The sequence below is a fragment of the Sulfuritalea sp. genome, from assembly GCF_017302275.1.
Lineage (GTDB): Bacteria > Pseudomonadota > Gammaproteobacteria > Burkholderiales > Rhodocyclaceae > Sulfuritalea.
This window is the reverse complement of record NZ_JAFLDR010000004.1, coordinates 12,956-36,848: the sequence shown is the minus strand read 5'-3', so window position 1 is coordinate 36,848 and position 23,893 is coordinate 12,956. Positions and strand designations below refer to the sequence as shown.

At 65.4% G+C, this 23,893-nt stretch carries 19 protein-coding genes; 15 read left to right on the top strand and 4 right to left on the bottom strand.

Annotated features, from left to right (window positions below):
* Positions 1 to 85: 85 nt before the first annotated feature.
* Both J0M27_RS03125 and J0M27_RS03120 read left to right on the top strand, forming a co-directional pair.
* The gene (locus J0M27_RS03125; protein WP_294987359.1) at positions 86 to 550 is read left to right on the top strand and encodes a MarR family transcriptional regulator; all 465 of its coding nucleotides are present in this window, start codon (positions 86 to 88) and stop codon (positions 548 to 550) included.
* A 136-nt stretch (positions 551 to 686) separates the two neighbouring features.
* Complete coding sequence (locus J0M27_RS03120) at positions 687 to 3,011, top strand: aldehyde ferredoxin oxidoreductase C-terminal domain-containing protein (RefSeq protein ID WP_294987357.1); 2,325 nt, start codon at positions 687 to 689, stop codon at positions 3,009 to 3,011.
* 65 nt (positions 3,012 to 3,076) lie between these two features.
* Here the strand turns inward: J0M27_RS03120 and J0M27_RS03115 are convergent, their stop codons facing one another.
* The gene (locus tag J0M27_RS03115; RefSeq protein ID WP_294987355.1) at positions 3,077 to 3,346 is read right to left on the bottom strand and encodes a hypothetical protein; all 270 of its coding nucleotides are present in this window, start codon (positions 3,344 to 3,346) and stop codon (positions 3,077 to 3,079) included.
* On the opposite strand from J0M27_RS03115, the gene J0M27_RS03110 reads away from it, so the two are divergent.
* Positions 3,318 to 4,124 carry a sulfotransferase gene (locus J0M27_RS03110; RefSeq protein WP_294987354.1) on the top strand — a complete coding sequence of 269 codons (807 nt, stop codon included), beginning with the start codon at positions 3,318 to 3,320 and terminating at the stop codon, positions 4,122 to 4,124. The two genes, J0M27_RS03115 and J0M27_RS03110, sit on opposite strands and share 29 nt — an antisense overlap.
* A gap of 72 nt (positions 4,125 to 4,196) precedes the next feature.
* Here J0M27_RS03110 and J0M27_RS03105 read toward each other — a convergent pair whose 3' ends face one another.
* Entirely contained in the window at positions 4,197 to 6,530 is a 2,334-nt protein-coding gene (locus tag J0M27_RS03105; RefSeq protein WP_294987353.1) for an MMPL family transporter, read from the bottom strand.
* Between the two features lie 8 nt (positions 6,531 to 6,538).
* Complete coding sequence (locus J0M27_RS03100; protein ID WP_294987351.1) at positions 6,539 to 7,204, bottom strand: LolA-related protein; 666 nt, start codon at positions 7,202 to 7,204, stop codon at positions 6,539 to 6,541.
* Positions 7,205 to 7,335: 131 nt separating this feature from the next.
* Here J0M27_RS03100 and J0M27_RS03095 point away from each other — a divergent pair, with 131 nt between their 5' ends.
* The gene (locus J0M27_RS03095; RefSeq protein WP_294987349.1) at positions 7,336 to 8,016 is read left to right on the top strand and encodes a class I SAM-dependent methyltransferase; all 681 of its coding nucleotides are present in this window, start codon (positions 7,336 to 7,338) and stop codon (positions 8,014 to 8,016) included.
* Between the two features lie 280 nt (positions 8,017 to 8,296).
* Here J0M27_RS03095 and meaB read toward each other — a convergent pair whose 3' ends face one another.
* A complete protein-coding gene (gene meaB / locus J0M27_RS03090; protein ID WP_294987347.1) occupies positions 8,297 to 9,349 on the bottom strand; it encodes a methylmalonyl Co-A mutase-associated GTPase MeaB in 1,053 nt (350 codons plus the stop codon).
* Positions 9,350 to 9,443: 94 nt separating this feature from the next.
* Here meaB and J0M27_RS03085 point away from each other — a divergent pair, with 94 nt between their 5' ends.
* The 11 genes from J0M27_RS03085 (at position 9,444) to J0M27_RS03035 (ending at position 23,800) form a co-directional block, all read left to right on the top strand.
* Positions 9,444 to 10,151 carry a GntR family transcriptional regulator gene (locus J0M27_RS03085; RefSeq protein ID WP_294987344.1) on the top strand — a complete coding sequence of 236 codons (708 nt, stop codon included), beginning with the start codon at positions 9,444 to 9,446 and terminating at the stop codon, positions 10,149 to 10,151.
* Positions 10,152 to 10,221: 70 nt separating this feature from the next.
* Positions 10,222 to 11,427 carry a thiolase family protein gene (locus J0M27_RS03080; protein WP_294987342.1) on the top strand — a complete coding sequence of 402 codons (1,206 nt, stop codon included), beginning with the start codon at positions 10,222 to 10,224 and terminating at the stop codon, positions 11,425 to 11,427.
* Between the two features lie 112 nt (positions 11,428 to 11,539).
* The gene (locus tag J0M27_RS03075; RefSeq protein ID WP_294987340.1) at positions 11,540 to 13,057 is read left to right on the top strand and encodes a long-chain fatty acid--CoA ligase; all 1,518 of its coding nucleotides are present in this window, start codon (positions 11,540 to 11,542) and stop codon (positions 13,055 to 13,057) included.
* A 37-nt stretch (positions 13,058 to 13,094) separates the two neighbouring features.
* A complete protein-coding gene (locus J0M27_RS03070) occupies positions 13,095 to 15,221 on the top strand; it encodes a hydantoinase/oxoprolinase family protein (protein WP_294987338.1) in 2,127 nt (708 codons plus the stop codon).
* Complete coding sequence (locus J0M27_RS03065) at positions 15,218 to 16,900, top strand: hydantoinase B/oxoprolinase family protein (protein ID WP_294987336.1); 1,683 nt, start codon at positions 15,218 to 15,220, stop codon at positions 16,898 to 16,900. Before J0M27_RS03070 ends, J0M27_RS03065 begins: the two co-directional genes overlap by 4 nt.
* A gap of 4 nt (positions 16,901 to 16,904) precedes the next feature.
* Positions 16,905 to 18,038, top strand: a complete 1,134-nt coding sequence (locus J0M27_RS03060; RefSeq protein ID WP_294987334.1) for an acyl-CoA dehydrogenase family protein — start codon at positions 16,905 to 16,907, stop codon at positions 18,036 to 18,038.
* Positions 18,035 to 18,430, top strand: a complete 396-nt coding sequence (locus tag J0M27_RS03055; RefSeq protein WP_294987332.1) for a cobalamin B12-binding domain-containing protein — start codon at positions 18,035 to 18,037, stop codon at positions 18,428 to 18,430. The genes J0M27_RS03060 and J0M27_RS03055 overlap by 4 nt, the downstream gene beginning before the upstream one ends.
* Positions 18,427 to 20,040 (top strand): acyl-CoA mutase large subunit family protein, encoded by a 1,614-nt coding sequence (locus J0M27_RS03050; protein WP_294987330.1) that lies wholly within the window; start codon positions 18,427 to 18,429, stop codon positions 20,038 to 20,040. The genes J0M27_RS03055 and J0M27_RS03050 overlap by 4 nt, the downstream gene beginning before the upstream one ends.
* A 10-nt stretch (positions 20,041 to 20,050) precedes the next feature.
* Entirely contained in the window at positions 20,051 to 20,914 is an 864-nt protein-coding gene (locus J0M27_RS03045) for a xanthine dehydrogenase family protein subunit M (protein ID WP_294987328.1), read from the top strand.
* Positions 20,901 to 21,374 carry a (2Fe-2S)-binding protein gene (locus J0M27_RS03040; protein ID WP_294987327.1) on the top strand — a complete coding sequence of 158 codons (474 nt, stop codon included), beginning with the start codon at positions 20,901 to 20,903 and terminating at the stop codon, positions 21,372 to 21,374. Before J0M27_RS03045 ends, J0M27_RS03040 begins: the two co-directional genes overlap by 14 nt.
* An 11-nt stretch (positions 21,375 to 21,385) precedes the next feature.
* Entirely contained in the window at positions 21,386 to 23,800 is a 2,415-nt protein-coding gene (locus J0M27_RS03035) for a xanthine dehydrogenase family protein molybdopterin-binding subunit (protein WP_294987326.1), read from the top strand.
* Positions 23,801 to 23,893 lie beyond the last annotated feature (93 nt).

Here is a 23,893-nt window from a genome sequence, read left to right as displayed (position 1 = left end):
TTATTTGACGCAGGGTATTTGGCGCGGCGATAATCCGCCTGCGAGTGCTTTGCTCGCCCTGTCCACCAACCCGCCCGGTCCAGCCATGCCTGCCAACTCCGATTCCCGCAAAAAATCCACCATCGACCTGGGCATGCTGCCCGGACTGGTCGGCTTCCAGTTGCGCATGGCCCAGATCGCCCTGTTCCGCGATTTTTCGCAGGGCCTCGGCGGCGAGGACGTCACGCCCGGGTTGTTCGGCGTGCTGGTCATCATCGAGGCCAACCCCGACCTCAAGCAGAGCGAACTGGCCCGCGCCACCCAGCTCGACCGCTCGACGGTGGTCACCGTGATCGACAACCTGGAACGGCGCGGCCTGGTCGAACGTCGTGCCTCGGTGCATGACCGGCGCTCCAACGCCATCCGCTTGACCGAGGCCGGCACCGCGCTGCTGCGCAAGCTGAAACGCCAGGTCAGTGCGCACGAAAAACGCCTGTTGCAGAACTTCAGCGCGGCCGAGCGCGAAACCTTCATCGCGCTGCTGCAAAAGGTCTTTCCCGAACACCGCTGAGCGCGGAGCGCCGTTCCGCCGGAGACCAAAGGAAGTCCCTGTGGGGCGCTGGCTGTCGTCCATTTTTGATGGACTTCCAATCATTGATGATGTAGACTATCTGCCATCGCAACGGCCTTGCCATGGAGAACCGGTAATGAGTATCAGGATCCGAATCGACCAGCTTTGCGCGCGCATGCACGACACGCCGCAGTACCCGACACAGGGCGCCGTTCTGTTCGTCGACCTCGAACGCGGGGAGACCCACAGCAAGTACCTGCCGGCCGAGATCATGCGCACCTTCCTCGGCGGCCGCGGCGCCAACATGGTGCTGCTCTACAACCTGCTCGACGAAAACAAGGACGCACTCGATCCCGAAGTTCCCTTGATCTTCGGCGCCGGCACGCTGACCGGCAGCATGCCCTCGGCCACGCGCGGCAACTTCACCAGCCGTTCGCCCGACAGCTACGCCTTCCTCGATGCCAGCGCGGGCGATTATTTTCCCGCTTTCACCAAGCGCCTCGGCTACGACCATATCGTGCTGTACGGCCTGGCGCCGCAATGGACGCTGCTGAAAATCTCGCACGATGCCATCGAGTTCCTCGACGCGACACCCTATGTCGGCCTCGACAACCTCGACACCGCCGCCGCCATCGAGCGCGACTTCCAATGCACCGAGCGCAAGGACATGGCGCTGGCGCGCATCACCACGGCCGGCGAGAACCAGGTGCTGTGCAGCGGCATCATGGGCGGCATCAAGTCGATCTGGGCGCGCGGCGGCGGCGGTGCCAAAATGGGCGCGCTGCGCCTGAAGGCCATCATGATCCAGGGCAAGCCGGCCGAGGCGCCGCTGGCGAAGGAACTCAAGGCCCACAACAAGATCATCGGCAAAAAGATCACCTCGACCTCGGTGATCAAGAACGCGCTGAAGCAGGTCGGCACGCCCTTCCTCTACAAGCCGTCGCGGGTGCTGGGCGCCCTGGGCACCCTGAACAACCAGACCACCGCCTGGCACGAATCGCTCGATGCCGACAATTTCGACCCCTACCGGCCGGCCATGGATGGCTGCTTCAAGTGCCCGGTGCAGTGCCGCAATCAGAACGACATGACGCCCGAGGGGAAGGGCGGCTGGGGTTCGGCCGCGCTGATGGGGCTCAAGGGCAACGCCAGCTACGACAAGGCCCAGGCCGACATCGACCACCACAAGCTGCGCACCTACAACGGCATCAAGGGCGACGGAAAGTTCGACAAATACGACAAGGGCGACGGCCCCGAGTACGTCACGGTCGGCAAGTTCGGCCCGATGATCGGCCTGCGCGAGGCGGAACAGGTGCTGCGCCTCAATAACATCCTCAACGACCTCGGCCTCGACTCGGCCTCCACCGGCAGCGCGATTTCCTGGGCCATGGAGCTCTGGCAGCGCGGCGTCATCAACGCCAGCCACACCGGCGGGCTCGACCTGTCGTGGGGCAACTACGACAGCATCGAGAAGCTGCTGTTCATGACCGCGAAGCGCGAAGGCTTCGGCGACACCATCGCCGATTCGGCGCGCGCCGTCGACACCGGCAAGTACCCGCGCGAAGCGCTGGAATACCGCATGGCGGTCAAGGGCCTGTTCCAGTCCGATCCACACGATGCGCGCATCCTCAAGGCCTTCGCCCTCGGCCTTTCGGTCGCCACGCGCGGCATGGACCATTTGCGCAACCGCGTCACGCTGGAAATCAATGCCCGCGTCAATGACGACGCGCCGTTCAAGGCCCAGCTCTACGGCGGCACCGTGGCGCCGCAGCCGAACAGCTACGAGGGCAAGGAAATCGCGGTGCGCCGCTGCGAGAACACCTTCGCCGTCGGCGACTCGGTCGGCATGTGCCGCTTCAACACGAAGCTGTTCAACTCCCCCACCCTGCCCGACTGCGGTGACTTCGCGACGCAACTGCGCACCATGACCGGCGAACCGGTCAGTGCCGAGCAACTTGACGAGGTCGGCCGCAACGTCACCGGTATCGAACACCTGCTGAACTTCCGCCTCGGCCTGCGTGCGAAGGACGACACGCTGCCTGCGCGCTGGTTCGAGGAGACCATCGATACCGGCCCGTTCAAGGGCGAGAAGATCGACCGTGCCGAATTCGACGCCATGAAGCAGCGCTTCTACCAACTCACCGGCCTCAATGCCGAAAGCGTGCCGCACGCCGACTGGCATGAGAAGCTGGCGCTGGCCGCCACCGGCTTCGCCGTCCGCGTCGAACTGCCGCGCCCGCTGCCGGGCGCCCCGGAAAAGTCCATCGTCATCGACCGGCCGGTGGCCAACGTCGCCGAACTGCGCATGGCCCTGCGTCGCCACCTGCCGGAAGCCCGCAAGTCGCTCGACGATCCGTCGTGGAACATCACGGTGAATGGCGAAATGGTGCTTTCCGGTGAAGCCGCCAGGGCCCTGTCGAGCGGCGATCGCGTGCAACTGGTGCCGATCATCGCCGGCGGCTGATAGGTCCGGATAGCCCGCAAAAACTGTCGGCTTGCCTTGGCCTGCGACATGGAAGCCGGCGCACGTCATCGGCTTGCCATCCCGTATCTGCGATACTCCGCGGCAGCGAACGAAATCGGTTCCTGGCGCAAGCGTTCGAGCGGGCTCATGCGCTTGCGGTGCTGAAGCCCGAACCGCCCGATCGCGGTTTTGTATCCGGATATCCAGTGGAGTGCTGAAAATGTCATGGCGTCGATTTCCGGCGTGCGTCCGGCGGATTTTTGCGATACAGGCAATTCCCGGCCGGCCTGCCGCAGCCTGCCGCCCATGAGCGGCGAGCTGTCTCCGGTCTTCATCTTCAGTTCCGCCGGAAGGACCGGCAGCACCCTGCTGCAGCGCCTGCTGATTTCGACCCACGAAATCATGATCTGGGGCGAACACGACGGTGCCATGGTCGCGGCTTCCAGCCAGTTGCTCAGGCGCCTGCGGGCCTGGCGTGAGCTGACCGGCGGCCCTCACCAGCAGGAAGCTTTCGCCCGCCACGGTCACGATGCCTGGATTCCCAACCTGACGCCGCCGATCGAGGCCTTCATCGACGGCCTGCGCGCGTTGTTCACCGAATCGATGGGGGCCGAGGCACGCCGCCTGGGCTATCCGCGCTGGGGCTTCAAGGAAATCCGCCACGACGGCAACGACGCCCTGCTGCTGAAAACCCTGTTTCCAGACGCGCGCTTCATTTACAGCGTGCGCCACCCGGCGGACGCCCTGCGCTCCCTGAAATCGACCGGATGGTACGGCCTGCATTGCGGGTCGGACCCGGTGCGCTTCGCGTCGATCTGGACCACCAGCGTCCAGTCACTGCTGCAGTCCGCGCCACGCCTGGGCCAGGTGCTGATCGTCAGGTATGAAGACATGGTCGCCGATCCGCAGGTCGTGGTGGACGCCATGGCCACCCATGTCGGAATCGCTCCCGAACGTTTCGACCTGGCGGCCTTCGGTCGCCGTCATCGCGGCAGTTCCAATCCGCCCGACGCCCTGTCCAGTGCGGACCGTCAGGCGCTGGCAGCGCCGGAACTGGTGCGCACGGCCCAACTGCTCGGCTACGGCGTCACGGAAGACACGCAGGCCGGCTGAAGCCCCGTCCAAGAGTCGGCGCCCCAGAGGAACTTCCTTCGGTCGCTGGCGCCACGCCCCCGATGCCCCGACTCAGCGCGGAGAGAAGGCCATGCTGCAGATCAGGCCGACCGCCGCGCCGATGGCGACTGTACTGCCTATCATCGCCAGCACCGGCGTCGTTGACGCGACCAGCACCGCGAACACGATGAAGGTCGAGGCGCCGGCGAGAAGCACCGAAAGGCTGGTCCGCTGGCGCTCGGCGGCATCCGGCGACAGGGTAGCGAAGAACAGCGCGTAGTTCGAGGCGACGCCCGCCACCAGCAGCAAGGCAACAAGGTTGAACACGGTGAGGCTGCCCGCGAGCAGCAGCAGCGCGCCGGCCGTGATCGACACCGTCGCCACCAGTGTCGCCAGCATCGCGCCCAGCGCCCGCCGATCGCGAAGCTGCAGCGCAATCACCAGGAATATGCCGACGGCGCCAAGCAACGCGGTGTGCAAGGTTTGCCGGCGATAGTCCGCGACCAGTGCTTCCACGTCGCCTTGCAAGTCGAGCAGGCTGACTCCGGGCAGGTTCGCCTGGCGCAGCTTGGCGCCGATGCGGTGTCCCGGCACGGGGCCGCGCAGCAGGATCAGCACCGTGGCACCGTCCTCCGACTCGATCACCTGGCCGGCGAGCCAACTGCCAATCAGGGTTCCCGCGTAATGGCTGCGTTCGATCGGCGGTCGATTGCGCGCGGCGGCCACGTCCGCGAGGAAGGCTTCGAAGGCGGTCGCCCGGAGCCGGCTCTCCTCGAGTGCCTTGCCGAGCCGCGCGCGCAGCGCTTCGGGCTCGGGCAGCGCGGCTTGCCGCGCGCGCTGCACGGCGCGGCTTGGCAACAATTGGGCGGGACTGTCGTAGCCGCGCATCTCACCCTCGCGCACCAGGCGATCCAGCGTCGCCGCGGCGGCCTCGGCCCGTAGCAATGCCTGATCGACATCGGCACCGCGCACCGCCAGCATCGAACGCAACTCGGCGGCGCCGATATCGTCGCGCCATTGCAGGTCGCGCGCCGTGTCCTGCGCCGAACTGGCCGACAGCGCATCGAGGTTGTCGCGCCACATCGATTCCCCACGCGCCGCGATCAGCGCCGCCATGGCGACCGCCAGCAGCAGCAAGGGCCAGCGAAAGCCGCGCAGAACCCGGGTGACGCGCGCCAGGCCTGCCTCCACCCGGCGCGAAGCATCGCGCCGGGGCGCCGGCAACAGCTCGGGCAGCAGCCAGCGCGTACAGGCTCCGGCCACGACCAGGCCGACGATGGAGAACAGGCCGAGTTGCTGCAGTCCCTGGAAGCCGGAGAAGAACATCGCCGCGAAGCCGATCAGGGAGGTGGCGACGGCTAGCCAGAGCGTCGCCCAGAATGTCGACGCATGACGTCCGTCGCCATCGCGCTGGACGAAGCTGTAGATCGCGTAGTCCACCGCTTCGCCCAGCAGCGTGATGCCGAAGGCCAGCGTAATGCCGTGGATGCTGCCATTGACCAGGCCGGCGGCTGCAAACCCGGCGAGCGTGCCGGTGCCGACCGGAATGATCGCCAGCAGCAGGAAGCGTGGGCTGCGCAAAACCCACAGCAGCAGGGAACAGACCAGCACGGTCGCGATCATCGACAGCATCCCGGCGTCGCGGCCGATGGCGTCGTGCGACAGCACGTTGAAGTGGCCGGCGCCCGCGAACTCGATGGCCGGGATGGGGACCGTGGCGGGCCAGTCCTTCAGTACCGCCTGCGCCGAACCGCGAACGACGCCGATGGCGTCGCGCACACCGTCGATGTCGTGCCCGCGCGCGGCGGTCTCCAGCATAAGCAGCACGGCACGACCGTCGGCGGAAAACCAGACATCGGCGTCGCCGCGCGTCTTGAATTGCGCCGAACCGTGCTCCAGCAGTTGCAGTGATTCGAGCGTCGGATCGGCGGCGGCAAGCGATTTGATCGCGCCGCCGCGAAAAGAAACCAGTTCGCCCTCCAACCGGCGCATTGCCTCGGCCAGCCCGTCCGCCGAGAACGCCTGCGGGGTGACGCCGGGGCTCAGCAGGTAACGTGCGGAAAACAGGCGCTCGCGCTCTGCCTCATGGCGCGAAACGTCGCCGTTGCTGACCCAGGCGAAGGCGCTGTTCGCGGCCAGCAGGTCGCGCAAGGCATGGCTCGCGGCGGCCAGCGCCTCGCGCTCGGCCGTTTTCGGCGGCGACGCTCCGGCTGCCGGAAGACGCAGGCCGACGATCAGGATGCGCGTCGAGATGCCGTCACGCAGTTGCCCGGCCATCAGGCGCTGCTCGGCATTGGCCGGCCCAGGCAGGAAGGACGTCGCGTCGGTGACGACGCCGGTGCGCGTGACCTGCAGCGCCGACAGCACGACCACCAGCAACCAGAGCAGCCAGAAGCCGCGCCTCATCCGGGGGACTACCTGCCCGGCCGCGCAGCGGCAGGAGAGCGCAAAAGGATGGTCAATTCATTGACGTCGCCGCCGGTCTCGGTGGTTTCCACCACCTGCACCTGACCGCGTTCGCCGCGCACGACGATCTGCGCGATGCCGCGCCGGACCGCCGCATCGCGTGGCCGCAGGCGGATCTCCCAATGATCGAGGCCGCCGGTCAATTGCGTGTCGAAATGCTGGCGTAGCGGCCTGGCATCGCCCGCCAGAACGGCCCGCAAGCCGTGGGCGTAGGCCGCCAGTGCCGGTTGCGCGTCCAACCGGATCGCCTGCGCCGCACCCTGCGCACCCTGGATCGTGATTGCATCGAGGCCGACCGTCATGCGCTCCTTGATCGGCGTCACGGTCTGCTTCTCGAAGCTGCCGGACGGCTGGTAGCTAAGCGTGCCGCGCGATTCGAGCGGAGTGGCGGCCAGCGCCGAAGAGCGCCGCTCGATGAAGGGCGCGGCCTTCAGCGGTTGGCTCGCCACGGCGGCAAGCACCCGTGCCAGCATGTCATCCACGACGGCCGGCGCGGCGGATTGCGCTTTTGCGGGCCACGAAAGCCAAAGCAACATGGTCGCCACCAAGCCGCACACGCACGCGCGGGCAGCACGCCCGGCGCCGGACAGGCCGGACCCGGTCGGCGGAGGCATCAGGTGGTCGCCTTCATGTCGAGGTAGTCCGGCTCATCGGGCGATTATAGGCGCCGCACCACTACGCTCCACGAGCCTGGCCCCCGATTGACGGCCTCCTTTCGGCACGGGATACTCGCGTGGTTCCGCTGATGACGCCAACGCCCGTGAACTCCGTCCCGACTCCACCCCGGTCCGACGACTCGATCCGCGCCCGTTCGATCGCCAAATACCGCAAGCGCGCCGCCGGCTACGACGCGAGTTGCGGGCCGACGCAAGGGATCCGCGAACGCGCGGTCGCCGCGCTGGGTTTGCAGCCGGGGCAGCGGGTGCTGGATGTCGGCTGCGGCACCGGGCTCAGCCTGCCCCTGCTGCAGGCCGCCGTCGGCGCGGACGGCGCGATCTACGGCTGCGACCAGAGCCCGGAGATGCTGGCGATCGCGGAACGCCGCCGGATCGAATCCGGGTGGGGCAACGTTATGCTGATCCAGTGCGCGGCCCAGGAACTGAGCCTGCCCGAACCGGTCGATGCGCTGCTGTTCCATTATGCGCACGACGTGCTGCGCTCGCCGGTCGCGCTGGCGCGACTGATGGCCTGCGCGCGTCCCCGGGCGATGGTCGCGATCGCCGGCATCAAGTACTTCTCCGGCTGGCTGGCGCCGCTGAATCCCTGGGTCTACCTGAAGAACCACGGCTACAACGGGTCGCCAGGCGAACTGACGACGCCGTGGGATCGCATCGCGCCGCTGCTCGACGACTGGGCCATGACACCTACCCAGTTGGGCATGGGCTACATCGGGCACGGACGGGTCGCCGCGGGGATGCCGGCATGACCGGGAAATCAGGCCGCGCAAATCCGGTCTTCAAGATCGTAGCTGTACGCACCTGACTTCCCTGAAAAACGCCGCGCGTTCGACCGTCGAATCCGCGGCCAGAACACGGGGCGAACTGCGCGTTGCCGTCCCGAAGTAAACAAGCGCGACATGAAAACCGACAAGGGCAAGCTTGTCGCCTATCGCGCCCGCGTCTCGACGACGTTCCACCACGCCGCTTGAATCGGCGGCGGACGACTCCCGCCGTATTGCCAGCGCCGACTTTTGAAGCGCGGGCCCGCTAGCGGCGCGTCAGGACCATGCGGACCGTGCCATTGGCCGCAGTTGCCGGTACGACGCCACAGTCCAATCCGGCGTCCGCGGCCAGGACCACCAGCGCACCGACGGCCGTGCCAAGCGCGTATCGGTCGCCGGCGGCCGCGGCGTCAAGTTCGACCTCGAGCGTCAAGGATCCGCCGTTGGGCTCCATATCCGGCAGTCGGATGGTCAATCCTGCTGCGGGGAGAAATGGCAGGTGGCGATCCATTTCGCAGCGCATTATTGCCAACGCCTCGCGCAGGGCAGGCGCCGCTGCAGGCGGCCGCGCAGAGGAGCGCCCGTCGCGTGCGCGGTCGAGCACCGCCGCGACAAGTTCGGCGATGCCCTCCCCCGACAACGCGCTGACCGGATGGATGGTCGGCGCCTTGCGCCACAGCGGCGCGACGCCCTGCAAAGCCTGGCAGGCCTGCTTTGCCCCGGGTGCATCGCTCTTGCTCACCACCAGCAGGTCCGCCAGTTCGAGGATGCCGGCCTTGATCGCCTGCAGCTCGTCGCCCAGCCCGGGCGGAAAAACCACCAGCAGGGAATCGGCGAGTTGCGCGACATCGATTTCGGACTGTCCAGTGCCGACGGTTTCCACCAGCACCAGGTCGAAACCGGCCGCATCCATCAGGCGCACCATCTGCCCTGCGGCGCCGGTGAGGCCGCCGAGGCTGCCGCGCGTGGCGGTGGAGCGCACGAAGCATCGGTCGTCACCGGCGGTTTCGCCGATGCGGAAGCGGTCGCCGAGCAGCGCACCGCCAGTGACCGGGCTCGACGGATCGACCGCCAGCACTGCGACGCGATGCCCGGCCGCCAGCAACTGCCGCGCCAGGACGCCGACCAGGGTGGACTTGCCGGCGCCCGGCGGGCCGGTAATGCCGATCACATGGGCGCGCCCGAGCCGGTCCGCGAGCGCGGCAAGCAGCGCGGCGGCGGACGCCGGATCGCGCTCCGCCAGCGACAGCGCGCGCGCCAGGGCGGGACGTTGTCCGGCCGCGATGTTGCATGCCAGTTGTTCCAGGGAAAAATCCATGCGTTGCACCCGTTGCTATTGACACCCTCTGTGTACTGCGTATACAGTATCCAGTATTCCATGACGCGAGCGCAACAGTGCGATCGATTCTGCCATGAACACGTCAATCAAGCCCCTGGAACGACCGGCAGGCCTGGCCGACCGGGTCTACAACCAGTTGCGCGACAACATCGGCAGCCATCATATCCGCCCCGGTGAGCGCCTTCAGGAAGTCAGCCTCGCGGCGCAGCTAGGCGTATCGCGAACCCCGGTGCGCGAAGCCCTCGCCCGGCTCGAAAGCGAAGGCATGATCGTGGTCGAAGGGCGCGGCTTCGTGGTTCCCGAACTGACCGATGCCGACATCGCTGAAATCTACGAACTGCGCTTCCTGCTGGAACCGGCGGCTGCCCGCAGCGCCGTCGCCGAAGTGACCGGAACCAGCGACCTGGCCAGCATGTCCTCGGCAATAGACGATGCGGTCGCCGCCGAAAAAAGCGGCGACTTTCGTGCCTTCCTCGAGGCCAACAGCCGCTTCCACTATGCCTGGCGGGCGCTGGTGCCCAACCGGCGCATGTCCAAGCTGCTCGACCAGTATGTCGGCCATGTGCGTTTCCTGCGCGTACTGACCCTGGGCGACCCGGCCGCCCGCAAGGCCGCCCTGACCGGCATGAAATACATCCACGCCGCGTTCAAGAAACGCGACGCCGACGCCGCTGCGACGGCGATGCACAAGCACCTGGAGGCGGCCAGGCTCTTTCTGGTCAAGGCGATCGAACAGATCGACAAGGAAAAGGCCGCGGAACAACACGCCTCAGGGCCATAAAACGAATGTCGACACGAGCCGCGGCGCAACCCGCGACATTTCAGAACTGCCACCCATCCCGAACCGAGCCATGACCTACAAAGCAGAAATCCCCTACGGCGCTTATTGGAGCACTCCCTTCGCCCGCTGGCAGGGCAGCTTCGCCAACCTGCACAGCGTGGAATTCGCCGCCCATGTCGCCAAAGCCGAACTGGCGAAGCGCAAGCTCGACCCCAAGGTCTTCGACTATGGCGTACTGGGATTCTCGGTGCCGCAGAAGCATTCCTTCTACGGCCTGCCCTGGCTCACCGGCCTGATCGGCGCCGGCCAGGCCGGCGGCCCGACGCTGATGCAAGCCTGCGCCACCGGCGTGCGCAGCCTGCTTGCTGCCGCCCAGGAAATCGAAGTCGGCATGTCCTCGGTGGCGCTAGCCATCAATTGCGACCGCACCTCCAACGGCCCTCACCTCTACTACCCGAACCCGAAAGGCCCGGGCGGCACCGGTGCCGCCGAAGACTGGGTGATGGATAACTTCAACTGCGACCCGCTGGGGCCGCATGCCATGCTGCAAACGGCGGAGAACGTCGCCACCAAACACGGCATCGGCACGGCCGAGCAGCACGCGCTGGTGCTGCGCCGCGAGGAACAGTACCGCATGTCGCTCGAGAACGACTCGGCCTTCCTCAGGCGTTTCATGACCCTGCCGTTCGACGTGCCGGCGCCCAACTTCAAGAAGTCGGCGGGCAGCATGGCCGGCGACGAAGGCATTTCGCATTCCACGCCCGAAGGCCTCGCCAAGCTGAAGCCGGTGATGGCCGGCGGCTGCGTCACCTTCGGCGGCCAGACCCACCCGGCCGACGGCAATGCGGCGATCATCGTCACCAGCGGCGAAATGGCGCGCGAGCTTGCCACCGACAAGAACATCGCGGTGCGCCTGCACGGCTTCGGCCTCGCCCGCGTGCCGGTGGCCTTCATGCCGGAAGCCACGGTGCCGGCGGCCAAACGCGCCCTGGAGCAGGCCGGCAAGACGATCGCCGACATGAAGGTGATCAAGACGCACAACCCGTTTGCGGTCAACGACCTCTACTTCGCCAAACAGACCGGCTGCGACCTCAACACCATGAACAACTACGGCTGTTCGCTGGTCTGGGGCCATCCGCAGGCACCCATGGGCACCCGCGCCATCATCGAACTGATCGAGGAACTGGCCATGAAGGGCGGCGGCTTCGGCCTGTTCACCGGCTGCGCGGCGGGCGATACCGCCATGTCCGTCGTCCTGGAAGTCGGCGACGCGTGAGCGCCACCCGCCGGACCGTCCCAAAGGTGGCACAGCCAGCGACCTTGAGCGGGCTTTGCCCGCGAACCGGGGGCATCTCCTTCACTGCGAAGGGGGCCGGGGGGATGGTCCAATGAGTGTGGCGAACTGGATTTCGGACAACGCCGGGCGCATCCCGGACAAGACCGCCATCCGCTTTTCCGGCCGGCATATTTCCTATGCCGGGTTTTCGGCCATGGTCGAGCGCATTGCCGCGGCTCTGGCGGCTTCCGGCGTGAAGCGCGGCGACTGCGTATCCTTCCTCGGCTTCAACCGCCCGGAAATGCTGGCATTGTTGTTTTCCTGCGCCCGGCTGGGCGCCCTCTTCATGCCGCTCAACTGGCGGCTGGCGGCGCCCGAGCACAGGCAGATGTTGCAGGACTGCCCGCCCAGGGTGCTGATCGTCGAAGCGGAATTCCTCGCCCAGACCCAAGGCATCGGCGAGGCGCTGGCCGGCATGGTCCTGGTCGCCATCGGCGCGCCGTCCGCTGGCTGGACGAACTGGGACGACTTCTGCGCGCAAGGCACGCTGCCGGCACCACGCGATCCCGCCATCGACGAAGAAACGCCGCTCTTGATCTGCTATACGTCGGGCTCGACCGGCAAACCCAAAGGCGTTTTGCTGGCGCAGCGCGCGATCGCCTGCAATGCCGCCAACAGCGTGGACATGCACGGTTTGACGGCCGGCGACGTGATCCTCAACACCCTCCCGCTATTCCATGTCGGCGGCCTCAACAACCTCACCACGCCGGCCCTGCAAGCCGGCTGCACGGTGGTGCTGCATGCGAAGTTCGATCCCGACCTGACCTTCGATGCCCTCGAACGCGAAAACATCACGCTGACCGTGCTGGTCCCGGCGCAACTCGACATGATGATGGCGCATCGCCGTTGGGCCAGCGCCGACTTTTCACACCTGCGCATGATCACCACCGGCTCGAGCATCGTACCGCGTCACGTGATCCTCGCCGTCCATGCCAAGGGCGTGCCGCTGGTACAGGTCTATGGCTCGACCGAGACCTGCCCGATCGCTGTCTACCTCAAGGCCGACGACGCGATGCGCAAGGTCGGCTCCACCGGCCGGGTTGGCCTGCATTGCCAGTTGCGCCTGGTGGACAGTAACGGCCTCGACGTCAAGCCCGGCGAAACCGGCGAGATACTGATCAAGGGCGACAACGTCATGAGCGGCTACTGGCAGGCGCCACAAGCCACCACCGCCGTGCTCGAGAATGGCTGGTTCCGCAGCGGCGACATGGGCCACCTCGACGAGGACGGATTCCTCTATGTCGATGGCCGCAGCAAGGAAATGATCATCTCGGGCGGCGAGAACATTTACCCGGCGGAGATCGAAAACCTGCTGATCGAGTCGCCGGACATCGCCGAAGCCACGGTGATCGGCAAGCCCGACGTACGCTGGGGCGAGATCGTGGTCGCCGTGGTGGTACCCAGGGAAAACAGCACGCTCAGCAGCGAGCAGGTAATGAAGCTTCTGGAAGGCCGCATCGCAAGATTCAAACATCCCAAGGAAGTGGTGCTGGTCAAGGCCTTGCCCAAGACCGCGCTGGGCAAGATACGCAAGGAAGACGTGCGGCAGATGGTCGCGCAAACCGCCTGAAACCGGAACAACCTGATGAATACACGGAGCAGAACTCATGGCGCTTAAGATCGGAATCGACGTCGGCGGCACTTTCACGGACTTCGTCGTCACCCGCGACGACGCCGAGCCGGCGATTTTCAAGACCTTGTCCACGCCATCCGATCCTTCGATCGCGGTGGTCAACGGCCTCACCGACATTGCCGCCAGCATGATTCCGCCGCTGTCGCTGGAAGCCTTCGCGCCGACCATCGACACCATCGTGCATGGCACCACGGTAACGACCAACGCGACCCTGACCGGCACCGGCGCGAAATGCGGCCTGCTGACCACCGAAGGGGTGCGCGACGCGCTGGAAATGCGCCGCGGCATCCGCGAGGAGCAGTACAACAACCGCTACACCAACGTCAAGCCGCTGGTGCCGCGCTATCTGCGTGCCGGTATCACGGGCCGCCTCGACCGTGATGGCAAGGAGACGACCGCGCTCGACCTGGCGCAGATCAAGCAGGCGATTGCCCTGTACAAGCAGGAAGGCGTGCAGGCGGTGTCGATCTGCTTCATGAACTCTTTCGCCAATCCTGCCCACGAGCAGGCGGCGGCGGAACTCGTGCGCAAGGAAATGCCCGGCGCCTATCTATCGGTGTCGACCGACCTTCTGCCCTCGATCCGCTTCTACGAGCGCGTCAGCACCACGGCGCTGAATTCCTACGTCGGCCCCAAGCTGAACCATTACCTCGACCAACTGGTCGGCCGCCTCAAGGGTATCGGCTTCAAGAATCTGCTGCTGATCATGCAGTCCAATGGCGGCGTCATCTCGCCGCAGCTGGCGCGCGAGAAGGCTGCGCTTACGCTGCTCTCCGGTCCCGCCGGCGGCCCCGGCGCCGGGCTGTTCTACGTGCGCCTGCACGGCCAGAACAAGTGCATCACCACCGACATGGGCGGCACCAGCTTCGAGGCATCAGTCGCGGTCGATGCGCCGATGATCAAGAACGACGGCGAAATCGCCCGCCACAAGATCGCCCTGCCCATGCTCGACATCCACACCATCGGCGCCGGCGGCGGCTCGATCGGCTGGCTCGACGAAGGCGGCATGCTGCGCATGGGCCCGCAAAGCGCCGGCGCCGACCCCGGCCCGGCCTGCTACAGCAAGGGCGGCCGGCTGCCGGCCACCACCGACGCCAACGTGGTGCTCGGCTACCTCGACCCTGGCTTCTTCGCCGGCGGCCGGATGAAGCTCGACGCCGCCGCCGCACGCGCCGCGATCGAGGAGCACATCGCCAAACCCATGGGCCTGTCGATCGAGGAAGCCGCGGCCGGAATGTACCGCGTCGCCTGCAACAACATGGCCCAGGGCGTGCGCGAGGTGACCATCAAGCGCGGCTTCGATCCGCGCGAATTCCCCTTCATTCCCGCCGGCGGCGCCGGCCCGATCCATTCCTGCCTGATCTGCAGCGAGCTCGAAATCCCGCTGCAGATCGTGCCGCGCGAATCCTCGGTGCTGTGCGCCTTCGGCATGCTGATGAGCGAACTCAAGCACGACTTCGTGCGCACCTTCGTCGCCCGCCTCGAAGCCATCGACTGGGCGAAACTGACCTCGATGATCGACGAGATGTCGGCCGAGGGCACACGGCAACTGGTCGAGGAGCGCATCGCCGAAGAACGCCGCCGCTACGAAGTCAAGTTCGACTGCCGCTACATCAAGCAGTACCACGAGGTGTCCTTCAAGGTGCCGCGCGAACTGATCGACGCCCGCGATACCGTCGCCATCGCCGCCGCCTTCAACGCCGAGCACAACCGCTTGTACGGCTATTCGCTGGAAGCCGAGAAGACGCCGATGGAAATCATCAATGTCCGCGTCCAGGCGATCGGCATCACCGACAAGCCGACCTATCGCCGGGAGGCCTGGGACGGCGCCGATGCCTCAAAGGCACTGAAGGGCAAGCGCAGCATGTACATCCCGGAAACCAAGACCTTCCGCGACACCCCGGTCTACGACGGGCACAAGATGCATTTCGGCAACCGCATCACCGGCCCGGCGATGATCGAGCAGGTCACCACGGCCATCTTCGTCAGCGACGCCTACGACTGCGCGGTGGATGCCCTGGGTTCCTTCGTCATCTGGCAGAAGGGCCGCGAGGATCTCGCCACGGCCTGCTTCAAGGACAAACAGGAGGTAACAGCATGAGCACCAAGATCGATCCCATCCTGCTTTCCGTCTATGCGCGGACCTTCAAGTCGATCACCGACGAGATGAGTATTTCAATGGAGCAGACCACGCGCTCGCCCATCCTGTGCGAGGCCAAGGACTACGTCACCGGACTCTACGATGCCGATGGCAACATGCTGGAGCAGACCGAGAACCTGCCCATCCTGGCCTTCTCGCTGGCGCCGGTGTGCAAGTACATCAAGGAATACTTCGGCGACGAGATCTATCCGGGCGACGTGATCTTCCACAACGACGTCTTCAGCCTGGGCAACCAGAACAACGACGTCGCCGCCTTCAAACCGGTGTTCTTCGAGGACAAGCTGGTGGCCTGGACGGCGGTCAAGGGCCATCAGGCCGACATCGGCGGCAACGTCGCCGGCGGCTACAACCCGAACGCGGTCGAAGTCTGGCAGGAAGCCCTGCGCATCCCGCCGGTCAAGGTGGTCGAGCGCGGCAAGCTGCGCAAGGACGTGTGGAACCTGATCTTCGCCAACGTGCGCCTCGACATCGTGCAGCACGACATGAAGGCGGAGATGGGCGCCTGCACCGTCGGTGAGCGCCGCCTGCTGGAGTTGCTGAAGAAGTACGGCATCGAAAGCTACGAAAGCCACAAGCAGGCCCTGTTCGAGGCCACGCGCAAGATGATGGAAGCCGAGATCGCCAAGATCCCCAACGGCAAGTACTCGGGCGAAGGCTACGTGTACTTCGATGGCCGCTTCGTCGGCTCGAAGTACACCATCCGCGTCGATATCGAAGTCAAGGACAAGCACATCAAGTTCGACTACTCGAAGACCGACCCGCAGACCAACGGCTTCGTGAACGGCACCTTCACTTCCAGCGCCTCCGCCACCATCCTCACCCTGCTGCAGATGGTGAACCCGGACATCCCGCACAACGAAGGCATGGTGCAACCGATCGAGATCGTGATCCCGAGCGGCACGATACTGAATGCGGCCTACCCGAAGGCCACCACCTTCGGCAACCACCTCTGCCCGCCCAATGCCGACGCCATCCAGCGCGCGCTGGCCCCGGTGATGCCCGACCGCGTTACCGCCGGCTGGAACAACCTGCTGGCATCGCTGACCACCGGCCTCGATCCGAAGAACAACGAGAAGTACGTGGACATCGGCTTCATGGGCTTGAAGGGTGGCTCCGGCGCGATGCAGGGCACCGACGGCTACGACCACATCGGCATGATCGACGCCTCCGGCGGCGTGCTCGACCAGGACTACGAGATGTTCGAGCAGCAAACGCCGCACACCCTGATCCGCCACGAACTGCTGACCGACTCGGCCGGCGCCGGCGAATGGCGCGGCGGCCTCGGCGTCGAAACCATCTTCACCATCGGCTCCGACGACACGCAACTGGTGACTTTCGGCGACGGTGACTTCGAACCGGCCTTCGGCCTCTTCGGCGGCGGCGAAGGCGGCCTCAACTTCATCCGCCTGTACTACCCCGACGGCCAGACCGTGGTGCCGAAGAACAAGGACCTGATCACCGGCGTGCCCAAGGGCACCCGATACCACCAGGTCGCCAGCGGCGGCGGCGGCTACGGCGACCCGAAGAAGCGCGACCGCAAACTGCTGGCCGAGGAAATCAGGAACGGCGTGGTCACGCCCGAGGCGGCGAAGCGCGATTACGGCTACGAGGCCGCCTAGACCAATGAACTTCGCACTCACTGAAGACCAGCAACAGATCCGCGACACCTTCGCGCGTTTCTGCGACGAGCGCATCGCGCCGCAGGCCGAGGCGCTGGACGAGGCGAAGCAATACCCGCGCGCCCTGTTCCAGGAACTCGCCGACCTCGGCTTCTTCGGCATGCGCTATCCCGAGAATGCCGGCGGTACGGGGATGGCGTTGACCGAGTTCGCCATGGCGCTGCAGGAAATCTCGCGCGGCTCGATGTCGCTGGCCGGCGCCGTGGCCATGCAGTCGCTGATGGGCACCAAGTTCCTGCATCTGCTGGGCAACGCCGACATCATCGAGCGCCTGTTCAAGCCGGCGCTGCGCGGCGAGAAGATCGGCGCGATCTGCATGACCGAGCCGAATGCCGGCTCCGACCTCGATTCGATCGCCACCACGGCGAAGAAGATCGAGGGCGGCTACGTCATCAACGGCCAGAAGACCTGGATCACCTCGGCGCCGGTGGCCGACTTCTTCACCGTCTTCGCCCGTGCCGGCGAGGAAAAGAAACTCACCATCTTCCTCGTCGAAAAGCACTTCAAGGGTCTCATCATCGGCCGCGAGATCCACAAGATGGGCGTCTGGGCCCTGCCGACGTCCGAGGTCGCCTTCGACGAATGCTTCGTCCCTGACAGCCACCGCCTCTCGCAGGCCGAAGGCGACGGCGAAAGCCACCTGCGCAAGACCCTGGGCGAAATCCGCATCATCACCGGCGCCATGGGCCTCGGCGTGGCCCACGCGGCGCTGGCCGAGGCGGTGCGCTACGCCGGCGAGCGCAAGCAGTTCGGCAAGCCTATCAACCGCTACCAGGCGATCCAGATGAAGCTGGCCGAAATGGCCACCGAACTCGAAGCCGCCGAACACCTGGTGTATTACGCCGCCTGGCGGCGTGACGCCGGCAAGCCGTATCACAAGGAGGCGGCAATGGCCAAGCTGTTCGCCACCGAAACGGCGGCCAAGGTCTGCGACCAGGCCGCGCGCGTCTTCGCCTCCTACGGCTACGCCATGGAATACCCGGTGCAAAGGTATCTGCGTGACGTGCGCTTCACGCTGATCGGCGGCGGCACCAGCGAAATCCTCAAACTCATCATTGCCAAGGAAGTTTCCGCATGAGCAACAGACCCATCAAGGTTTTGCTGGGCAAACCGGGCCTCGATGGCCACGACCAGGGCGCCAAGGTCGTCGCCCGCGCCATGATGGACGCCGGCTTCGAGGTCATCTACACCGGACTGCGCCAGACGCCGGAACAAATCGCGCGCATCGCCCTCGAAGAGGACGTCGACGTGATTTCCCTTTCCAGCATGGCCGGCTCACACATTCCCTTCTGCCGCAAACTGAAGCCGCTGCTCGAAGAAGCCGGGCTGACCGACAAGCTCTGGGTGATCGGCGGCAACCTGCCTGCGCAGGACCACGACGCCCTGCGCGAACTCGGCTTCAAGGGCATCTTCCCCTCCGGCTCCAAGCTCGATGCCATCACTGACTACATCCGGAGTGAAGTGAAATGAATGCTCCGCAGAAACCCGAACTGAAGAAAGTCATCAACGAATCCGGCATTGAGGTCAAGCCGCTGTACACCTCGGCAGACGTCGAGGCCAGCGGCGGCATGGCGATGGTCGGCGAGCCCGGGGCTTACCCTTTCACGCGCGGCATCCACCGCGAGATGTACCGCAAGCAGCCCTGGACCATGCGCCAGTACGCCGGCTTCGGCAATCCGGCGGACACCAACCAGCGCTTCAAATACCTGATCGCCAACGGCCAGACCGGCCTCAACGTCGCCTTCGACCTGCCGACCCAGATCGGCCTCGATTCCGACGACCCGCTGGCCGAAGGCGAGATCGGCCGCGTCGGCATGTCGATCGACACGCTGCGCGATTTCGAGATCGCCTTCGACGGCATCGACCTGAAGAAGATCACCGTCTCGCTGACCATCAACGGCGCGGCGGCGATCCTGATCGCCATGTACCTCGCCATGGCCGAAAAGCGCGGCTACGACATCAAGGAGTTGCGCGGCACGGCGCAGAACGACATCCTCAAGGAATTCATCGGCCGCGGCACCTGGATCTTCCCGGTCGAACCCTCGATCCGCCTGGTCGGCGACACCATCGAGTACTGCGCGAAAGAAGCGCCGAAATACACCCCGGTCTCGGTCTGCGGCTACCACATCCGCGAATCCGGGGCGACCCCGGCGCAGGAAATGGCCTACGCCTTCTGCATCGCCAAGGCCTATGCCGACGACGCCATCAAGCGCGGCCTGCCGGTGGACGAATTCGCCGGCAGGCTCTCCTACAACTTCAACATCTTCGGCAACATCTTCGAGCAGGTCTGCAAGTTCCGCGCGGGGCGCAGCCTGTGGGCCAAGATCATGAAGGAGCAGTACGGCGCGGAAAAGCCCGGCTCGATGTGGCTGCGCATGATCGCGGCGGGCGGCGGCGGCGGCCTGACCTTCGAGCAGCCCGAGGTCAACATCGTGCGCGGCGCCTACTACGCCCTGATCTCGGCCCTGTCGGGCACGCAGACCATGGCGCTGTGTTCCTACGACGAGGCCTACACCATACCCACCGAATACTCGGCGCGACTGTCGCTGCGCACCATGCAGTTGCTGATCGCGGAGATGGGACTCACCGAGACCGTCGATCCCCTGGCCGGCTCCTTCTACGTCGAGACCATGACCAACGAGATGCGCGCCAAGATGGAGGAAATCATGGCCGAAGTCGACGCCCAGGGCGGCATCGTCAAGATGGTGGCCGAGGGTACCATCCAGGCCAAGGTCTCGGCCCAGGCCTACGGCATGCAGCGCAAGATCGATTCCGGCGAGTTTCCCAAGGTCGGCGTCAACTGCTACAAGAACGAGCAGGAAGAAGACCATCCGGTCGAATTCCATCCCTACAACGAAGACGATGCCCGGGTGCAGATCGAGAGTCTCACGCGCATCCGCGCCGAGCGCGACAACACGGCGGTGGATGCCGCCTTGGCCAGGCTGCGCGCGGACGCGGCAGCCGGAACCAACGTCATGCCGGCCCTGATGGCGGCCGTCAAGGCCTATGCCAGCGTCGGCGAAATGACCAAGGAACTGGTCAGCGTTTTCGGGCGCTACCAGGAACCGATTAAGTTCTGAGGAAAATGAAATGACCGAACTGAAACACTACTTCGCACCCACCAGCCTCGACCAGGCCGTCGAGTGCCTCAAGGATGGCGACGTGACGATACTCGCCGGGGGCACCGACCTGACGCCGCAATCCCAGGCCGGGCGGATCAAGTTCAAGCACACGCTGATGAACATCCGCCACATTCCGCAACTCTCCGGCATCACGCTGGAAGGCGACGAGATCCGCATCGGGGCACTGACGACCATCACCGAGATCATGGAGCACCCCCTGGTCAAGCAACACCTGCCGGCGCTGGTGGAGGCATGCGACCATTTCGCCAGCGACCAGATCCGCAATGCCGGCACCATCGGCGGCAACATCTGCAACGCCTCGCCGGCCGGTGACACGCTGATCCCGCTGCTGGTGCTCGATGCCCGTGTCGAGCTGGCCTCGATGCCGGAAGACAAGCTCTACCGGCACAGCATGCCGCTATCGACCTTCTTCGTCGGCCCCGGCAAGACCCGAAAATCGCTGTGCGAACTGGTCACCTGCGTGCGCATACCCGTCCCCGGCGCCGGCCATGTTTCGCGCTTCTACAAACACGGAACCCGTCCCGCGCTGGACATTTCGACCATATCCATCGGCGTCGCCGGCAATTACCGGGATGGCGTCCTGTCGCAGGTGCGTGTCGCCTTCGGCGCCGTCGCACCGACTCCGCTACGCGCCGAACTGACCGAGCAGGCCCTGGAGGGCCGACGACTGGATGCCGCCGCGATCGAAAACGCGGCGGCGATCGCCCGCGACGAAGTCAACCCGATCGACGACGTGCGCGCCAGCGCCTGGTATCGCAAGGAAATGATCCACAACATGACCAAGAGGGTTCTCGAAAATGTCAGCGCTTAAGCACGATATTGAATTCACCCTGAACGGAGTGAAACGCAAGCTGACGGTCGACGTCACGATGAACGCGCTAGACATGCTGCGCGATGCGATCGGGCTCACCGGCACCAAGTATGGCTGCGGCGAGGGCGAATGCGGCGCCTGCACCATCCAGGTCGACGGCGTCTCGCTCAACTCCTGCCTGATGTTCGCCGTCGATTGCAACGGCCGCGACGTCACCACCATCGAAGGCCTGGCCAACGATCCGCGCGCCGATGCCCTGCGCGACGCCTTCGTCGAACATGGCGCCGTGCAGTGCGGCTTTTGCACACCGGGCATGGTGATGCAGGCCGACCACCTCCTGCACAAGCATGGCCATCCGGACGAAGCCTGCGTCAAGCGCGGCCTCGAAGGCAACCTGTGCCGCTGCACTGGCTACAAGAAAATAGTTGACGCCGTGGTCGCCTGCGGCGCCACGGAATAGAGGAGCACCCCATGACAGTCGCTGAAAAGAAACATCGCATCATCGAGCCCGACTCCCTGATCGGCAAGCGCATCGCGAAAATGGATGCGCCGGAAAAAGCCAGCGGCCGCACGCGCTATATCCACGACATCAACCTGTCCGGCCAGTTGCACGGCAAGATCCTGCGCTCGGCCCGCATTCATGCCCTGATCAAGTCGATCGACACTTCGGCGGCGAAAGCCCTGCCTGGCGTGCACATTGTCATCACCGGCGCCGACATTCCCGACCAGCGCCCGATCGGCGTCGCCAAGGACCACTTCCCGCTCAAGGTCGGCCGCGTGCGCAGCGAGCGCGACGAGATCGCCGCCGTCGCCGCCGAATCGGAAGAGATCGCCGAGGCCGCGCTGAAGCTGATCAAGGTCGAATACGAAGACCTGCCGGTGATCGGCAAGCCCGAAGACGCCATCGAGCCGGATGCCATCCTGATCCACCCCGAGCCGCACGGCGCCGACGGCACCCACCTGCACCTGAAACAGGGAACCTCGATCGCCCACAAGGGCAAGCCCGACAACATCGCCATGCGCTTCGACTATGCCCACGGCGACGTCGCGCAGGGCGAGGCCGAATCCGACGTGGTGCTCGAGGACACCTTCAAGCTGCACTACGTGACCCACTGCTGCATGGGCGTCTCGGGCATGATCGCCGAGTTCGACGCCTCGGGCAACGTGTTGATGTACTCGAACACCCAGGTGCCCTTCCTGCACAAGCGCGAGTTCGCCGAGTATCTCAACATCGACCCGGCGCGAATCCGCATCATCCAGCCGCCGATCGGCGGCGGTTTCGGTTCCAAGCTCGACATCTACCCCTTCGAAGTGATCTGCCTCTACCTCGCCCGCGCCGCCAAGCGCCCGGTGAAGATGCTGTTCACCCGCGAGGAGGAGTTCCTCGCCTCGCCGACGCGCCAGCCGGTGCTGCTGACCCTGCGCAGCGGCTGCAGGAAGGACGGCACGCTGACTTTCCGCCAGGTGCATACCCTGCATGACAACGGCGCCTATACCTCTTGGGGCGCGACCACGCCTTTCGTCATGATGCAGACCTTTTCATCGCTCTACCGCGTGCCGCATTGCGATTACCACACCGCCGCGGTCTATACCAACAACCCCTACGCCGGGTCCTTCCGCGGCTACGGCAACCTGCAGGCCACCTTCGCCATCGAACAGCACATGGACATGCTGGCCCAGTCGATCGGCATGGACCCGCTCGAATTCCGCATGAAGAACGCCCAGGATGCGGGCGAAGTCACCGGCCAGGGCATGAGCTTCAAGAGCTGCGGATTCAAGGAGTGCATCCGCACCGCCGCGCAGCGCAGCGACTTCTCTCACAAGTTCGGCGAGAACCAGGCCAACCAGAAGGCGCCCGGCACCATCAAGCGCGGCATCGGCATGGCGTCGATGCTTCACGTTGGCGGCGGCGCCAAGATCTATCCTTCGGACGGTTGCGGCACCATCCTCAAGATGGACGACTTCGCCAACGTTACGCTGATCACCGGCGCCTCGGAAATCGGCCAGGGCTCGGAAACCGTGCTCTCGCAACTCGTCTGCGAGGAACTCGGGCTGCCCATCTCGGCCGTAACCGTGGTCAATAACGACACCGCGATCACCCCGTGGGACGTCGGCGTCCATGCCAGCCGCACCACCTTCATCGCCGGCAACTCGGCGATCGGCGCGGCTAAGAAAGCCAAGGCCAAGATCCTTGCCGTGGCGGGCAAGAAATTCGAGATTGCCGAGGACTACCTCGACCTGCGCGGCGGCTTCGTGATCAAGGCCGACAGCGGCGAGGCCGTCATCGAGCTGTCCAAGCTGCTGCGCAACCTGCACTTCCAGGACAAGGCCGAACTGGTGATGACCACCTTTTACTACGAGCCTCCCAGCGTGCACCAGGACAAGGGCTTCAAGGGCGACGTGTCCGCCGCCTATGCCTGGGGCACCCAGGTGGTCGAGGTCGAGGTCGACACCGAAACCGGAAACGTCAAGCTGGTCAAGGTCACCGGGGCCCACGACGTCGGCCGCGTGCTCAACCGCCTCGGCATCGAGGGCCAGATAGAAGGAGGCATCGTAATGGGCCAGGGCTATGCATTCACCGAGGACCTGATGATCGAAAACGGCCACATGAAGAATCCCAACTTCCGCGACTACAAGCTGGTTACCGCGCCCGAGATTCCCGAGATGGACGTCGCCTTCATTGAATCCATGGACGGCGAAGGCCCGCAGGGCGCCAAGGGCGTGGGCGAAGCGCCAGCCATCTGCATGGCCGCAGCCGCCGCCAACGCCATCGCTAATGCCACTGGCATCCGCCTGTTCGAACTACCCTTCACCCCGGAAAAGGTCTACCGCGCGCTGCACGGCCAGACGCCGAAGCTGTACTGGAAGCCGTGGAAGGCGGAATGATGAGAGCCTATCCCCCAGCCCCTTCCCCACGGGAAGGGGTGACGACGGTTCAGCCGCAAAATGCGCGGCTTCCGGTTGATGGCTTGCTGCCTC

Excerpts from the sequence above, each read along its gene's own strand:
- J0M27_RS03085 (WP_294987344.1), top strand. The coding sequence starts at position 9,444 with ATGAACACGTCAATCAAGCCCCTGGAACGACCGGCAGGCCTGGCCGAC.
- J0M27_RS03060 (WP_294987334.1), top strand. The coding sequence starts at position 16,905 with ATGAACTTCGCACTCACTGAAGACCAGCAACAGATCCGCGACACCTTC.
- J0M27_RS03100 (WP_294987351.1), bottom strand. The coding sequence starts at position 7,204 with ATGCCTCCGCCGACCGGGTCCGGCCTGTCCGGCGCCGGGCGTGCTGCC.
- meaB (WP_294987347.1), bottom strand. The coding sequence starts at position 9,349 with ATGGATTTTTCCCTGGAACAACTGGCATGCAACATCGCGGCCGGACAA.
- J0M27_RS03035 (WP_294987326.1), top strand. The coding sequence starts at position 21,386 with ATGACAGTCGCTGAAAAGAAACATCGCATCATCGAGCCCGACTCCCTG.
- J0M27_RS03070 (WP_294987338.1), top strand. The coding sequence starts at position 13,095 with ATGGCGCTTAAGATCGGAATCGACGTCGGCGGCACTTTCACGGACTTC.
- J0M27_RS03120 (WP_294987357.1), top strand. The coding sequence starts at position 687 with ATGAGTATCAGGATCCGAATCGACCAGCTTTGCGCGCGCATGCACGAC.
- J0M27_RS03050 (WP_294987330.1), top strand. The coding sequence starts at position 18,427 with ATGAATGCTCCGCAGAAACCCGAACTGAAGAAAGTCATCAACGAATCC.
- J0M27_RS03115 (WP_294987355.1), bottom strand. The coding sequence starts at position 3,346 with ATGAAGACCGGAGACAGCTCGCCGCTCATGGGCGGCAGGCTGCGGCAG.
- J0M27_RS03045 (WP_294987328.1), top strand. The coding sequence starts at position 20,051 with ATGACCGAACTGAAACACTACTTCGCACCCACCAGCCTCGACCAGGCC.
- J0M27_RS03075 (WP_294987340.1), top strand. The coding sequence starts at position 11,540 with ATGAGTGTGGCGAACTGGATTTCGGACAACGCCGGGCGCATCCCGGAC.
- J0M27_RS03065 (WP_294987336.1), top strand. The coding sequence starts at position 15,218 with ATGAGCACCAAGATCGATCCCATCCTGCTTTCCGTCTATGCGCGGACC.
- J0M27_RS03040 (WP_294987327.1), top strand. The coding sequence starts at position 20,901 with ATGTCAGCGCTTAAGCACGATATTGAATTCACCCTGAACGGAGTGAAA.
- J0M27_RS03080 (WP_294987342.1), top strand. The coding sequence starts at position 10,222 with ATGACCTACAAAGCAGAAATCCCCTACGGCGCTTATTGGAGCACTCCC.
- J0M27_RS03105 (WP_294987353.1), bottom strand. The coding sequence starts at position 6,530 with ATGAGGCGCGGCTTCTGGCTGCTCTGGTTGCTGGTGGTCGTGCTGTCG.
- J0M27_RS03125 (WP_294987359.1), top strand. The coding sequence starts at position 86 with ATGCCTGCCAACTCCGATTCCCGCAAAAAATCCACCATCGACCTGGGC.
- J0M27_RS03095 (WP_294987349.1), top strand. The coding sequence starts at position 7,336 with ATGACGCCAACGCCCGTGAACTCCGTCCCGACTCCACCCCGGTCCGAC.
- J0M27_RS03110 (WP_294987354.1), top strand. The coding sequence starts at position 3,318 with ATGAGCGGCGAGCTGTCTCCGGTCTTCATCTTCAGTTCCGCCGGAAGG.
- J0M27_RS03055 (WP_294987332.1), top strand. The coding sequence starts at position 18,035 with ATGAGCAACAGACCCATCAAGGTTTTGCTGGGCAAACCGGGCCTCGAT.